Here is a 14,449-nt window from a genome sequence, read left to right on the forward strand (position 1 = left end):
TTCGCAAATGTTCTTACGAAAAGATGCCACGAAGCATTTTGTTATACGGGTTGTTGAAGTTATACGAAAAACAACAATCTATGCGAAAATAGCCTTTGCTAAAAGGGAAAGGCTGCCAAATCACACTTTCGGCAGCCTAATTTCTATTTAAAAGTTCTTCTATAGCTTTTTACTTATTCTTTTTAGCTAATTCATCTCGATCAGGCGCCATTGGAGGCTGTTCTAACCAGCCATTTTTGATCATGATGTTTGCTCCATCCTCTGCATACTTTGCAATTTCAGCAGAAAGCCTGACATAATGAAGTCCTAAATCTTTCCTAGGGCTCATTGCCATACTCGTACCATAAAACCCTATACCAAGTGCAATTAGGGCGGTTGTATAAAACATCATGAGTTTATCTGAAAAGGTAAAAGCAGTAGATTCAGTTATTTCTGTATTCCATGTCATCGGAGCCGGAAGGTCATCTTCATTAAGAATAGAGCCAAATATATCACAATGTTTTTTTGCAATTTCCTTACCCCTAACTAAATACTCTGCAACCTCTTTAGACTGAGCGACTTGACTAAAACCAATCAGCGTAGTCACTCCAAAAGCATTCCTTTGATAATTTGTAAAGAGGTTTGTAATTTCTGTGCCTGATAATGGTCTTTTTTCACCAAAAAAACCTTTAAGGAAACTTTGTTTCTTAACAAAATCAATATCATCTGGAATAGGTATATATGGTGATCTGATATATATTCCCTTTGATAGTAAAAGTTCCTTTATCTCTCTTAGAAATTTGGTTAATTGTGAAATACATTCATTAAAATAGCTATAAACATCTGCTCTTACAGATAATGAGAGATTGATGCTGTAACCTTGAAGAGCAATTTGAGCTGCTTGATGGAGATAACACATAACATATGTATCTGAGTATAATCTAGGAGCTGATACATCCACATCATCATTAAGATTAAATCCATACGGAACAGGGTACTTTTCTTTTTCAAAAATTTCTATTAGAGTTTTAAGATTTCCCTGAGCCAATTCAAAAGCATGTTGGATGATAGGCCTAATTTCTTCATCCTCCATTTTATTTAAAAAGTATTTAAACTTGCAGGCAATCGCACTATCATTAATATAAGCTGCCCAAAGAGATGTAATCTCTGCTGACGTAAGCCTCACCTGACTGCCTTTCTCCATAAATAAACCTCCATATAATCAAAACAATTCTTCTTTAGTACCAATATCCCCGAAACGAATCAAAATATGTAGACGGAAATGTTTCCGAAGAAATTTTAAGTCAATTTTTGAATTCTCCTCCATCCAACAATGAATAACCATGATGTTTTCCAAAGGCTCCGTACACGACAAAATCGTTCATGATTGCCTTTTCGCAATTTATTAGAGAATTTTTTGGAATAGCTTCAACACTAATGTTTAAAGCATTTCAATGAATAAAATTGGTTTAAGAAATTAAAAATAATCACAGTGTTATTTTTAACACTAAATTTCAATGTGGGGGGATATATTTTGATTATACTTATTCGCTTATTATCAGCCATATCAACATTGGTAATCAGAGCTGTATTTTTAATTGAAAAGATGGACTCAAGATATAAGTCCTTATTTAGAAAACCATCTTTAACATAAGCGATGAGTTGTTTGTTAATATCTTCTTTTTCCACATTGTCAAAAAAGTGAGCGCATTTTACTGTGCTCACTTTTTTAGGATAATTATAAAAAATGGTATTTTCCCCTGGGATTGATACTCGCTTTGGAATCCCAAGGAGGTAAAGAAGAAACTTTTTCAGTATTTGTTTATACCTTTAAGTAGTAGGAACCATTGTTTATGGTTCCCTTCCGATTTTTTTTCAAATACCTTTCGGCTAGCGATAAATTAATGATCATCGAAACGAAGACAGCAAGCGGGAAACCAATTGGATATCCAAGATGGAATAAAAAAACAAAGATTGGCATGATAAGCCGGAATGTGATAAAGACTACTGTTACCGCATAACTACGAATCATCCATTCCTGGTGGCTTTGTAAATTCCTTTCTCTAATCCTTTGCAGCCCAATAAATGTTGTTACAAGCCAGGTAATATCAAGGAAAATAAAGCCAATCGTACTGCCGATACCGCCAGTAGCATAAAAGGCCAGGTATACCCCAGCCGGAACACTGAGAAAAATCGAGGCAACATAAATCTTTCCAATCGTCCGATGCATTTTTATTTTTTTTCGGCTTATTTTTAAAAACTGAAAAGGTCCAAGGATTAAAGCAATCGAGCCTGTAACGATGTGAAAATAGAAAAAGAGCTTCCATGTTTGATAAGTAAATCCCGGGTTTCCGAACTTTCCGGAAACCATATCTGCTTTTCGCGGATCATGGAGACCATAAAAAACAACGATATATCCCATAAAGACTAGGATGACTAGATAACTAACCCAAACAACCCAATTTATTTTTCGCTTTCCCATTTTCCATCCTCCTTAGGATAATCCCTTCATCATCGCATCCACTTGAAAAGAAACAAATTCTTCCTGATCATGCCAGCTAAAATCTGGAAATGTAATCAGTATTGAGGTAACGCCGTGAAGTGATGACCATAACGACTGAGAAACTAACTGAACATCATTCTTTTTTAAACCTCCTGCATTCATCGCTTCCGTAACTAGCTCGGTCAAAAGTATAAACCCTCTTACGCGATCATCTTCCTGTGTCATCATTTTTTGCAGCTGATGGAGATTTTCGATAAAGATTAAACGGTAATAATCGGGATGGCTTAACCCGAAGTTGATATATGCATGGAGCGATGCCTTTAACTTTTCATCCGCCTCCTTTGCCCCGCTTTTGGCTACACCACTTTTTAGACTATTTAGAAAGATTGCATAGCCATGCATTAATAACTGTAGTAAAATCTCTTCCTTGTTGGCAAAATACTTGTAAATGGCCGTTGGGGAATAATCGATTTTCTGGGCTATTTTTCTCATTGAAACATTTTCATATCCTTCTGTTAAAAACAACTGTACCGCAGCCTCAATAATAACAAGCTTCATATCCTCAATTTCTTTTTTTCGCCTATCTTTTGTACCCATGTCCTTGGTTGTTTCTTAGATCAGTTTGTTACAACATAGGAAAAACAGTGAAGGATTATTTAAGATAATTAATCATTTTTTCCCTTTCATTTCTCTGAACCCATTGCCAAGGATTTTCTGTCAACCGCTTCCGGTTGTTTTTCCAGCCATTTATGTTTAACCATAATTTTATAACAGATGGTACCAGCCTCCATAGCATGGGTAAAAACTTTAGTATAGTTTAAAATCATATCCGATCTTAAGCTGGATCCAATTCCTGCACCATAATAAGAGAGAGCGGCATTTACTAGAAAAGATGCTTGAAACATCATCAATTTGTCTGAAAACGGGCTTACTGTAGAATCCGTAATCTCAGCATCCCATCTTTTTGGTATCGGTAAATGATCTGCTTGTAAAATAGCATCAAAGCTTTCTGCGTCCTTCCCCGCTAATCTAACGTTTTTCACCATAAAATCCCGAACATCTTCCTCCTTTGCCACCTGACTAAAAGCCAAGCTTAATGACCTAACAAAGCCAGTTTTCTTTGAATTAAAGAACAGGTTACTTATTTCGGAACTGTTGAGGGGTCTCTTATCACCAATTAAATTTGAAATTATCCCCGTTGAAGGAGTAAACTCCACTTCATATGTGGAGGGAATGGATGGAACGCTCGAATAAATTTGTTGCGTTTTTGCCAATTCCACTACTTTTTGGTATAAGTCTTTAGATGTTCCCAGACACTCAAAAAAATAATTTTGGATGTCTTCTCTTTCCGTATTTGTAATGGCTAAGCTATAGGCGGTAATCCCATGCATAGTCATAATTTTGGAGTAAAAAAGTAAAAATTTATCAGAAAATAAACGCGGGGCATTAAGATTCACATCATTCTCTGTAAATCCAATTGGAACTCGAAAATTTGCACTTTTTAAAAAATTGGTGATTTTTGCGATATGGCTATCAGACAACTGTATAGAGAATTCTAAAATGCGTTTAATATCACGGTCTTCAACAATTTTAAGAAAATATTTGTAAATACAATATGCCATACTATCTCCCATATATTGAAGCCACAGAGCCGATACTTCAGCAGAGGTCAAGGTGTTTCTCTTTGTTTCCCTAAAAATCCCCAAAAGAAATACCTCCAATATTGTTATGTTTTGTCTCATTCATTATTATGAGATTATTTTATGGTAATGGTGATAAAGTATTCAGATTAAAGTTCTAATAAAAAACGCTAAACTCAAAATTAGAGTTTAGCGTTTTTAGCTTATGTTCTATGTAATAGCCCACACAATTTCACAGGTTATGGCTGCTGCGTTCCCGCCCTGACCCTTTCCCAGTGTCGTTGTTGGACTATAACTCCGCAGGTAGGACTCGAACCTACGACCGATCGGTTAACAGCCGATAGCTCTACCACTGAGCTACTGCGGAAAAAACTTATTGTAAAAAACCTGTTAAGGAAGTTCCGTTAAGTACTTACAAGAACACTATATCACCCATCCAAATTGGAAGCTAGCTGTAAATTTTGGTAGTTCAAAAGTCCTGGTTGTTTAAATACACTTTATGGTTATCTTATTTTTAATGACCGAATAAAGGTTGTTTCCATTCTCAATAAGGAATGTGAATTCAGTTTTAGTTCAACTACTATGGTTGGAAAGAATGGAATGAACCTCCTAAAGATTTTTTCTATAAATCCTGATATAGTAGAAATTGTCGCTTTTGAACAACGGTATAAACATGAAATGGTGAGTAGTCGCGGTTCCTTTTACGGAGCTGAGGAAAGTCCAGGCTCGCACAGTGCTGAGATGCCTGTAGTGTTCGTGCCATTCGCAAGAGTGGGCAGTCGTACAAGTTCGACTGACGGCGGTGAAATCATGCTAAGTCCAACTGGATATGCTGAGAATAACCTGAAAGTGCCACAGTGACGAGGCTTTTCTGGAAACAGAAAAGGTGGAACGGGTAAACCCCACGAGCGAGTAACCCAAATTTAGGTAGGGGCATCATCCTGCGGGAAATGAACTTAACGGATGAATCGATCTTTGGTCGATAGATAGATGACTACAATTTCTAGTACTAGGCTTGCCGCCGTTTGCAGTACGGAAATACAAAACCTGGCTTACAGCCATTTCGTGAGCATTTTATCGTTTATAGAAGCACTATATTTAGTTTCCTTTCATTCTAAACAGTTATAATTATAAAAAAAGGGGTAGGAACAACGTGTAATGTTGTTTCTACCTCTTTTTGGTTTTCTAAAAATAAAAATTAAAATAGTTTTTCACAAAAAGCTGAATCACCGGCTTTTTTTTGATCATTTTCTTTTCCAGAATACCAATAGCTTCCAAAAAAGATCTGATAATTTGGTATAAAAAGGGATTTACGGAAGGAAAATACTGAAGCAAATAATTAATAGTAAGAATGATTTTTTCAACAGTTGAGAGGAAAGATTAGATGCAGCGGATAGATGTAATAGAAAAAACAGTTGAAACGGCCATATTCCAATTTATTTTCCCTTTTTCATTTCAAGAAGGAAGTGAAAAAAACATATTTCCCTTTTTAGAGAGGAAAAATTTTAAACATTTTCAATTAGATGATATTGAGGATGAAACGGTGTATTACGGAAATTTCCGCGTTTCTCACCGTGATTTAGAAGCTTTTTATCTCCCCTTTACCACTAAGGTTCTGTTTCCGATTTCTGAACAGCAAAAAGGGATCCAAAGGTACTCCAAACCTCTAAACATCACGGGTAATTTAATAACCGACATTGTGAGGATTCCCTTTCATGTCCATTCGATTGACATTACTCTCTGTCCTTATGAGCTCGGTTTCATAACAATCCGAACAGAAGTGAAACATTTAGGACTGTCCTTATCCCAAGCTTTAGAGTTTGCTGCGCGTTTTCGTGTCTTTGAACCAAGAACGGAAAGAGATCTACATACACGAATTGAATGTGAAGGAAATGTTTTCAATAAGATAGATCTTTTTGTATTTGAATATTTATTTAATGGCTTGACGGAATTCTTTGACAAAAAAAATAGTAGGAAATCGTATTTTGGAACCTTTCCCTATTTTGAAGACGAGAGAATGTACGTGCATGCATTGGTAAAGCTGCAAGAAAACGAAACCATCCATGCAGCTGATGTGTATCGTTCCATAGGCCTATGTGGTTTGACCATAGGAGGAGAACCATATATTAGCGCCAATAACCTTCCATATATCCGCGAATATTTAAAATTGCACTCTTATCGGCGCTGGGCCCCCAATACGTTTTTTACAATGGAAGAACACTGTTTTATTTGTTTAACAAATGAGATACCAAACAGGGTTCCCCAACTTGTTAGTCAATTATATGGAGTGTATTACTATGCATTATTGTTAAATCTTTTTCACAAGATTGTTTTGTTAAAAATCGCCCATGCCTACGCTGATCTTAATATTGAAAAAGATACAGGCAAAATGGAAAAATTGATTTATTCAATCAATTCCTTTACATCTAATTATTTTTTTACTGAGCTAGCCTCTCAGTCACAAGGCCGAGAAATTTTTTACAATCTGAGAAAAATATTCAACATTGAATTATTATATAAAGATGCAAAAGGAGCACTTCATAGCTTGTTTAAGTACCAAGAAAATGCAAATGCCAAAAAAGACAGCCTACTATTATTGGTCTTGACACTCTATTCGGTGATCGGGCAAATGATGGGAATGAGTTTAGTGCTCTCAGATTTTATCGGAAAAATTAAATGGCACCACGTATTATCTTATAATCCAGTTGAATACCTTGCTTTGTTTGTGGGAGCCAGTGGCATCTTGGTATCTCTATATTTAGGGATTAGCAGTTTTTATCAGTGGTTCGTGGAACGAAAGAACAGAGAAAAGTGGGTAGAACATACCGTTTTATCGTCAACCAAAGAAGACAATATATCAAATAAGAATTAGTATTGTTGACAGCATGAAATTAGCATAAAAAAAGAGCAATGAATTGATTTTGCCCATCTTAATATGATTGTACTCTTTCTAACTTTGTTTTGTTTGAACAAAAGAAAAGACGCTAAACTCAAAATGGATAGAGTTTAGCGTCTTTCACTTTCTGTCTATGTAATAGCCCACACAATTTCACTATTTATGGCTGCTGCGTTCCCGCCCTGACCCTTTCACAGTGTCCTTGTTGGACTATGACTTTCGCAGGTAGGATTCGAACCTACGACCAATCGGCTAACAGCTGATCGGTCTACCATTGAGCCACTGCGAAAAAAACATATTTAAGGTTTTTATAATTTTTAGTGGAAATGACGGGAGTTGAACCCGTGTGCAAAGATCTTGACACTTATACATCTACGAGTGTAGTCAGTAAAATTAGGTATCGCTCACTTCTTTAGCCTACTGACAGGCATGGAAGCAGCTAGTCTGGTTAAACTCTTCCTTCATCCTCAGACGGTGGATTTCGGCGTAGTCCACTTTGAATGAGTCCCTTGCCCTGCCACATGGACGATGGGGGGAGGAACCGCTATCGTCTGTTATTAAGCAGCGAAAGCGAGGTTATTGTTTTGTTTGCCAGTTATAGGCTTTATCGTTTTAACGAGGCCGATGCCCTCGACTCGCAATATAAGCTCAAAAGATCCCTGTCGATACCAAAACATTCCCATAATATAATGGCAGAGAAGAAGGGATTTGAACCCTCGCGCCGGTTACCCGACCTACACCCTTAGCAGGGGCGCCTCTTCAGCCTCTTGAGTACTTCTCTGTAAAAATACCTGTTAAGGAAGTTCCGTTAAGAACTTACAAGAACACTATATCACCCATCCAAATTGGAAGCCAGCTGTAAATTTTGGTAGTTCAAAAGTCCTGATCACTACAAAGGACTTTATGGTTACTTAAATTTGATGCAATATTAATGAATGTATCCGTGTATAAGGAAAGAGACTACAATAAGTTAATGATGGAAACTTAGGCTATTTACGCAAAGAATCACAATTGTCTGAGTTCGGACTCGTTTCAAAGCCAAATCAACCCCTTATTCCGATTACCCCCCGGTTTTGGCTCTTTACCCACCATTTTGGGGAGTTTACCATCCAGTTTTTCCTTTTTACCCACCACTTTCGTCCATTTACCTTCCGGTTGTCATTAAAGTTATTGAAAATCAGGTATCCTTCATCGAAAATATCATTTTTAAGAAAGTAATTTCCAATTTTAGTGAATTATCCACTCCAGATCAGCCCCTTATTCCGATTTCCCACCAGTTTTGGCTCTTTACCCACTTTTTTGAGGAGTTTACCATCCGGTTTTTCCTTTTTACCCACCACTTTCAGCCATTTACCTTCCGGTTGTCATTTATGCTCTTGAAAATCAGGTATCCTTCATCAAATCTGTCCAAAATACCCTCCACCTAGGTTTTCAAACTCAATTGTATAACAACCCTAAACAAGAACCATTTCAACTAAGTCCTAAAGAATTATCCTTACTCAAAAATTGCAACCGGTCTTGCCCAGCCGGCACTGGCACCTTTGATCTTTACAGGAAAGACAGCGACTTTAAAACCAAATCGCTTTGGAAGTAATTCTAGATTTGCCAGTTTTTCAATTTGACAATACTCTGCTTCTTTTCCAACATAATGGGCAGCCCAAAGGACACCTTCTCGCGGGTTCTTTTTATAATCCTCTGCTTGTTTATATAGAGGGATATCCCATCCCCATCCGTCCGTACCCATTACCTTAACCCCTTTTTGAATCAGCCATCTTGTCGCTTCCGCCGACACACCTGCATGGACCGCAGCATAGTTTTCTTGATAATATTTTTTATCCGCATCTGTTCGGACCAAAATAATATCGTATGGCTGCAATCGATAGTCCATGTCTTCTAATTGTTTTTTAAAGTCTTCTACACCGATCTCATACCCTGACGGCTTATCACTAAAATCAAAAAGGACTCCATTGCCGTAGAACCATTCAAGAGGAAGTTCATCGATGGTTCTGGAAGGACGACCCGCGGTAGTTGCAGCATAGTGCCAAGGTGCATCCACGTGGGTACCGGTATGAGTAGTTAAAGTAACCGTTTCGACAGCCCATGCTGCATTGTCAGGAAAATCAGTAGGTTTTAGACCCAAAACTTGAGCGGCTTGTTGCGCTCCTTCCTCATGTGTTCCGTAGAGAATTTCTGGAGGAAAAGGCTCTTTTGCAAGATTGTCTAATGGTACACTTAAATCAATAATACGAAGATTTGATCGATTCAATTCGTATAGTTCCCCCCTTTTATTTTTGATTAAAATCTAAAGAAAGTTCGATAGATTTATAATAGGTGTTAATAGCAAATGAAATAGCTTCTTTTTAAAATTTACTAGTAATTGACTTTTTCTATTCCATTTTTCTTATTTAAATTGCGTATTACTTCATATATAATTTAAGGTTGATTTATTTTACTGGGGATCCGCTTAGCCTTAAGCGCAGCTTGGATGTGCTTAAGGCTAAGCGCAGCTTGGATGTGCTTAGTTGTTGCTGAATTGTTAGGTGCAGATCGTGGTGTGGGCTTCATGATACAAGATGCTCGTTCCTTTATGCAGACTGACACGTTTTTTGTAGGAATTATTATTTTTGCCCTTGCAGGTAAAATATCGGACTCTATTGTCCGCTTCTTTGAAAATCGGCTGCTGAAATGGCAGGATAGTTTTAAAGCTTGAATTACAATTAAATCATTCACATCCCTCCTCTATTCTACTGCATAAAAAGACTACCTCCTTTAGGTAGTCTTTTTACGGGTGTTTTTTATTGAACAAACAAATCATATTGACCTTAATTCATAATCTCATCATGGTGATTTGCTTTCTTAATTGTTTTTTCCACAACGAATTGAAAGCCATAGATAATAATGGACAAAAATACACAAATAAAATACCAAGTAGAGTGTTTCATCTTCTTAAACTTGACAATACCCAATTTTTTGCCGATATAAGGCAAAGGAAAAGCGTTAATAATATCCAATAAGATATTTGTAAGTAAATACTTGGGGAAATTCCCAAAGGTTATTTTAAAGATCCAAAGTGTTGCTACAAAATATGGACCCAGTATATAGGTGAAATCAATAGGACCAGGAGATAAAGGATTATTCGTGATCCACCATTTTTTCCTATAACAGAATAGACTAAATACACTTAAAAATAAATTCGTAAAACTCGCTACAGGTAAAAACCTGATAAAATTTCTTTTCCCCATAAAAGGTACGGTTAGCCAAGGAAAAATTAATATGGCCAAAGAAAATGCAATTTTTGTTTTATGCTTAACCATTAAGCTCCTCCTAACATTGGTAGCACTTGGCAAATATTCCACCTTATACATAAATATAGAATATCTCCTAACCCATCTGAGTATACACAAATTTATACATCGACCTTTTGGCGAACGATCAATAATTTCATCTATTTTTTAAAGCATTCCCTTTATATTTATATGATTTCCCTGTTTTTGGGCATAATAAGACTGGTAGACTTTCTTATTGAAAAAATGCTGAATATGGAGAAAAAAACGATGGTGAACCTTTTTTATTACTTGACTTTTGGAATGGTAGCATTTATTTTTATCATTTTTATATTCATGCTTCTTGGATGGCGTTGGTTCATGAAACTAATGGTAAAACATATGGGAAAAATTATTTTAACAGACAGTTATCAAGAAAATCTAATGGAGCTGATGCCCGGCCTCCGGCATATGGGCATTCAAAATATGCTGGAAAATAGTTTGCGTGCAGAAACAGGCGATGTTCTCCACCGCCCTCTTGGCTCATCAAAAAAATGGCCACATTTAGATTCGATTACCTTCATACCTGCCCAAACATCACCTTTTCCGATTGACGGTGAAGCAGATGTTAATGTGGAAGTAACCATTGGGCCACAAGCAAAAAAACCGATGAAAATAAAAATCCCATTAATGATCAGCGGCATGGCCTATGGGATTGCACTCAGTGAGGAAGTGAGAATCTCATTAGCACAAGCGGCGAATAATGTAGGAACCGCCATTAATTCTGGTGAAGGAGCAGTCTTACCTGAGGAAATCAATATAGGCGGAAAATATATTTTACAGTTCTCTAAAACCGACTGGTCAAAGGAAGAAGAGTTAATTATGCGGGCCGATATGATCGAAGTTAAGTTGGGGCAAGGCGCATTACTCGGAACAGGCGGGAAAATTTCTCCTAAAAATTTAACTGGCCGTGCCCGTGAACTGATGGGGTTAAAGGAAAACGAAGATGCCGTGATTTATGATAATTTTGTTGAAAATCAAACCCTGGATGATTTGAAAGAGCTCGTTGATGAGCTTCGAAGTATAACCGGTGGTGTTCCCATTGGCTCGAAAATGGGGGCTGGCGGGAAAATTGAAGAAGATATTGATCATTTAATCTACATAGGTGTTGATTATATTGCAGTTGATGGCGGACAAGCAGCAACCCTTGGTGCCCCCCCTATTTTATCAGACGATGTTGGAATCCCAACTCTGCATGCGATTGTCAGGGCTGTAAATCATCTAGAAAAGAGAAACATGAAGGGTAAAATTAGTTTAATTGTCTCTGGCGGACTTCTAGTACCCGGGCATTTTTTAAAAGCACTTGCCCTTGGAGCCGATGCAGTATATGTAGGGTCCGCTATGTTATTTAGCGTCTCACATCCTCAATCATTGAATGCCCTTCCGTTTGAACCGCCTACACAAGCTGTTTGGAATCAAGGGAAATACAAGGATCAATTTAAAATTGAGGTTGGGGTAAAATCGGCTGAGAAATTCTTAACAGCGAGTATAGAAGAAATAAAGATGGCCTTAAGAGCAATGGGTAAACGCTCATTAAAAGAGTTGTCAAGAAAGGATTTAGTCTCCTATGATGAATTGACTGCCAAAATGGTTGGAATTCCGTTTTCCTTTGAACAATGGGAAGCAAATCAAATGGAGAATTAATTTTAATGATACGATCAATTTTTTATGTACTTTGGAGAAGTGACTATGGCGAACCTATTGGTTTATTTAACTTTTGCACTGACGTCCCTATTATTTGTCGTGGTTCTATTCATGCTCGTCGGCTGGCGCTGGATAATGAAACTAGTCGTGAAAAAGTCCGGAAAAATCATTTTGTCTGACAGTTATCAAGAAAATATTATGGAATTAATTCCTGGTCTTCGCCATATGGGGATTCAAAATATGCTGGAAAATAGTTTACGGGCAGAAACAGGGACTGTCCTTTATCGCCCGCTTGGCGGCTCTTCTAAAAAATGGCCGCATTTGGATCCCATTTGCTTTATCCCTGCCCAAACTTCACCATTTCCAGTTGATGGTGAGGAAGATGTAGATGTTACGGTTACCATTGGGCCAAGGGCAAAAAAACCTATGGAAATAAAAATCCCACTCATGATCAGTGGAATGGGCTTTGGGATTTCGCTTCATGAACAAGCTAGGCTTTCTTTGGCAAAAGCAGCTAAAAAGACAGGAACGGCGATTAATTCAGGTCAGGGTGGAATCTTACCCGAAGAATTAGACGCAGCTGGAAAGTATATTTTACAATTTTCGAAAACAGATTGGGCAAAGGAAGACCACTTATTTAGCCGTGCTGACATGATTGAAATAAAATTAGGTCAGGGTGCAACAGCGGGAATGGGCGAAAAAATCCCGCCAGAAAGCTTAACAGGTCGTGCCCGTGAAGTAATGGGACTTGAGGAAAATGAGGAAGCAGTCATTTATGAAAACTTTTGGGAAGATCAAACATTAGTAGATTTAAAACTAATTGTGGAGGAGCTTCGGGTACTATCTGGAGGAGTACCTATAGGTGTCAAAATTGGAGCAGGTGGAAAAATTGAGGAAGATCTTGATCATTTAATCTTTATGGGGGTTGATTTTATTACGATTGACGGAGGACAAGCCGCAATGAAGGGTGCACCGCCGATATTATTTGATGACTTTGGAATCCCGACATTGCATGCTGTAGTGAGAGCTGTGAATCATCTAGAAAAAAGAAACATGAAGGGAAAAATTAGTTTAATCGTTTCAGGAGGCCTTTTAGTCCCCGGACATTTTTTAAAGGTGCTTGCACTCGGAGCCGACGCTGTATATGTAGGCTCTGCCATGTTGTTTGCTCTTGCACATGATCAAGTATTGAATGCCCTTCCATTTGAACCGCCAACACAAGCTATGTGGTATGACGGCAAGTTCAAAGATCAATTTAAAACCGAAGACGGAGAAAAAACAGCGGAAAAATTCTTAACAGCAAGTATAGAAGAAATGAAAATGGCCTTAAGATCTATGGGGAAACGTTCGTTAAAAGAGTTGTCAAGAAAGGATTTAGTTTCTTATGATGAATTGACCGCAAAAATGGTTGGAATTCCGTTTTCCTTTGAACCATGGGAAGACAAACAAAAAGATGAGATCTAATTTGGCAAATGACAATGGCCTATTCAGGTACTCTCATCGTTTTTTATCTTATTTTTTAAATAGTAATCGATCAGATCTGGATATTGAGCTAGTTCTGTTAATCCTTGATCACTGAGGCAATAGGTTCCTCTTTTAATTCGGTCAAACCATCCGTAATAGTTTTTAGTTAGGATGGATGAGGTTTTATCTCCCGTCCCCATTTGAAGAAGCGCCTTTGGTGATAAGGGACCAAGTTCTCGCAGGTAGCAGGCAATTTGGATACAATTTTCTTTATAGGCCGTCATAATTTTGGTCCGATTGCTGCCTCCAATATTAAAATCGGCACTTCGACCGTCAATTTCTTTTAAAATGGCAGCTCTCTTCCCCTTGCTTTTCCCCATGCTTTTCTTAGAATGAAATGGTGACGGGTGAAAAATGAGCTCAGCTTTTAAGCCTTTTCCTGAGGGAGAGACAACCATAAGGCCCAATTCCAATCTACGGATAAAATGGCATTTATCCGCCCACCGCTTAGAATTTAAGCGGTACTTTGGTTTGGGGATTGCTACGTAAACCTGATCCGTTATGCGCTGGCGCTTTGCTGCCTGAATGAGTAAATCAACACTTAACGTGAGTTTTAACTCAATAATCGCCAGCTCCTCTCCTTTAACCGCGACCATATCACAATCTTTGACTTCACCGTAGACATCAAATCCATCTCGTGAAAAATATCTCTGAACAGGTGGATATAAATCTTTTTCTTGTATTTTCTTTGCTTCATTCATTAGGTAATCACCAATTCTATCATCGTGAAAAATATTATATCACATTTTAGCCTTTAAATTTTCTATTATAATGAACTGGGTCTCGTTCCTACTATTTTGTCAATAAAAGTTATTAAGTTTATGGCCCTGTTAAATTTGGTTGTTGATTTCCGCTTCAGGCGCGAGCGGTTCGTGGGCGGTCCGGGGAGCCTCCCCTGCCCCGTACTCCCACAGGAGTCTTCGCGCCTTCCGCTCCAATC

Annotated in this window: 10 protein-coding genes, 3 tRNA genes, 4 other RNA genes and 1 pseudogene; 5 read left to right on the top strand and 13 right to left on the bottom strand. The window is 37.8% G+C overall.

The annotated features are described in order from the left end of the window. Positions 1 to 169: 169 nt before the first annotated feature. From BIV60_RS16730 to BIV60_RS16760, 6 genes are all read right to left on the bottom strand, one after another. Positions 170 to 1,183 (bottom strand): DUF3231 family protein, encoded by a 1,014-nt coding sequence (locus tag BIV60_RS16730; RefSeq protein WP_071356851.1) that lies wholly within the window; start codon positions 1,181 to 1,183, stop codon positions 170 to 172. A gap of 618 nt (positions 1,184 to 1,801) precedes the next feature. Next, complete coding sequence (locus tag BIV60_RS16740) at positions 1,802 to 2,461, bottom strand: DUF2306 domain-containing protein (RefSeq protein ID WP_071356853.1); 660 nt, start codon at positions 2,459 to 2,461, stop codon at positions 1,802 to 1,804. 12 nt (positions 2,462 to 2,473) lie between these two features. Further along, positions 2,474 to 3,040 carry a TetR/AcrR family transcriptional regulator gene (locus BIV60_RS16745; protein ID WP_177177324.1) on the bottom strand — a complete coding sequence of 189 codons (567 nt, stop codon included), beginning with the start codon at positions 3,038 to 3,040 and terminating at the stop codon, positions 2,474 to 2,476. Positions 3,041 to 3,165: 125 nt separating this feature from the next. Next, entirely contained in the window at positions 3,166 to 4,188 is a 1,023-nt protein-coding gene (locus tag BIV60_RS16750; RefSeq protein ID WP_071356855.1) for a DUF3231 family protein, read from the bottom strand. A 145-nt stretch (positions 4,189 to 4,333) separates the two neighbouring features. Continuing rightward, positions 4,334 to 4,418: signal recognition particle sRNA small type (gene ffs / locus BIV60_RS16755), an RNA gene on the bottom strand. Continuing rightward, positions 4,418 to 4,489 (bottom strand) — tRNA-Asn (locus tag BIV60_RS16760). Before BIV60_RS16760 ends, ffs (BIV60_RS16755) begins: the two co-directional genes overlap by 1 nt. Before the next feature lie 310 nt (positions 4,490 to 4,799). On the opposite strand from BIV60_RS16760, the gene rnpB reads away from it, so the two are divergent. Next, positions 4,800 to 5,182, top strand: an RNA gene (rnpB, locus tag BIV60_RS16765) — RNase P RNA component class B. A gap of 324 nt (positions 5,183 to 5,506) precedes the next feature. After that, positions 5,507 to 6,994, top strand: a complete 1,488-nt coding sequence (locus BIV60_RS16770; RefSeq protein WP_071356856.1) for a hypothetical protein — start codon at positions 5,507 to 5,509, stop codon at positions 6,992 to 6,994. A gap of 156 nt (positions 6,995 to 7,150) precedes the next feature. On the opposite strand, the gene ffs (BIV60_RS16775) is transcribed toward BIV60_RS16770, so the two are convergent. The 5 genes from ffs (BIV60_RS16775) to BIV60_RS16795 all read right to left on the bottom strand — a co-directional run bounded on the left by ffs (BIV60_RS16775) (position 7,151) and on the right by BIV60_RS16795 (position 9,284). Next, positions 7,151 to 7,235: signal recognition particle sRNA small type (gene ffs / locus BIV60_RS16775), an RNA gene on the bottom strand. Further along, positions 7,236 to 7,307: transfer RNA gene (locus tag BIV60_RS16780), tRNA-Asn, on the bottom strand. A gap of 29 nt (positions 7,308 to 7,336) precedes the next feature. Then, positions 7,337 to 7,699, bottom strand: a transfer-messenger RNA (tmRNA) gene (ssrA, locus tag BIV60_RS16785). A 9-nt stretch (positions 7,700 to 7,708) separates the two neighbouring features. Then, positions 7,709 to 7,799, bottom strand: a tRNA-Ser gene (locus BIV60_RS16790). A gap of 714 nt (positions 7,800 to 8,513) precedes the next feature. Then, the gene (locus BIV60_RS16795) at positions 8,514 to 9,284 is read right to left on the bottom strand and encodes a cyclase family protein (RefSeq protein ID WP_071356857.1); all 771 of its coding nucleotides are present in this window, start codon (positions 9,282 to 9,284) and stop codon (positions 8,514 to 8,516) included. Positions 9,285 to 9,464: 180 nt separating this feature from the next. On the opposite strand from BIV60_RS16795, the pseudogene BIV60_RS29185 reads away from it, so the two are divergent. Then, positions 9,465 to 9,728 (top strand): annotated as a pseudogene (locus tag BIV60_RS29185) (ABC transporter permease); the annotation flags it as partial. A gap of 112 nt (positions 9,729 to 9,840) precedes the next feature. Here BIV60_RS29185 and BIV60_RS16805 read toward each other — a convergent pair. After that, positions 9,841 to 10,332, bottom strand: a complete 492-nt coding sequence (locus tag BIV60_RS16805; protein ID WP_071356859.1) for a hypothetical protein — start codon at positions 10,330 to 10,332, stop codon at positions 9,841 to 9,843. A 240-nt stretch (positions 10,333 to 10,572) separates the two neighbouring features. On the opposite strand from BIV60_RS16805, the gene BIV60_RS16810 reads away from it, so the two are divergent. After that, on the top strand, positions 10,573 to 11,985 hold the full coding sequence (locus BIV60_RS16810; protein WP_071356860.1) for an FMN-binding glutamate synthase family protein: 1,413 nt from the start codon (positions 10,573 to 10,575) through the stop codon (positions 11,983 to 11,985). A 45-nt stretch (positions 11,986 to 12,030) separates the two neighbouring features. Continuing rightward, positions 12,031 to 13,449, top strand: a complete 1,419-nt coding sequence (locus BIV60_RS16815) for an FMN-binding glutamate synthase family protein (protein WP_071356861.1) — start codon at positions 12,031 to 12,033, stop codon at positions 13,447 to 13,449. A gap of 23 nt (positions 13,450 to 13,472) precedes the next feature. Here BIV60_RS16815 and BIV60_RS16820 read toward each other — a convergent pair whose 3' ends face one another. After that, positions 13,473 to 14,210, bottom strand: coding sequence for a DUF2161 domain-containing phosphodiesterase (locus BIV60_RS16820; protein WP_071356862.1), 738 nt, complete (start codon positions 14,208 to 14,210; stop codon positions 13,473 to 13,475). Between the last annotated feature and the right edge of the window lie 239 nt (positions 14,211 to 14,449).

The sequence above is a fragment of the Bacillus sp. MUM 116 genome, from assembly GCF_001866655.1.
Lineage (GTDB): Bacteria > Bacillota > Bacilli > Bacillales > Cytobacillaceae > Neobacillus.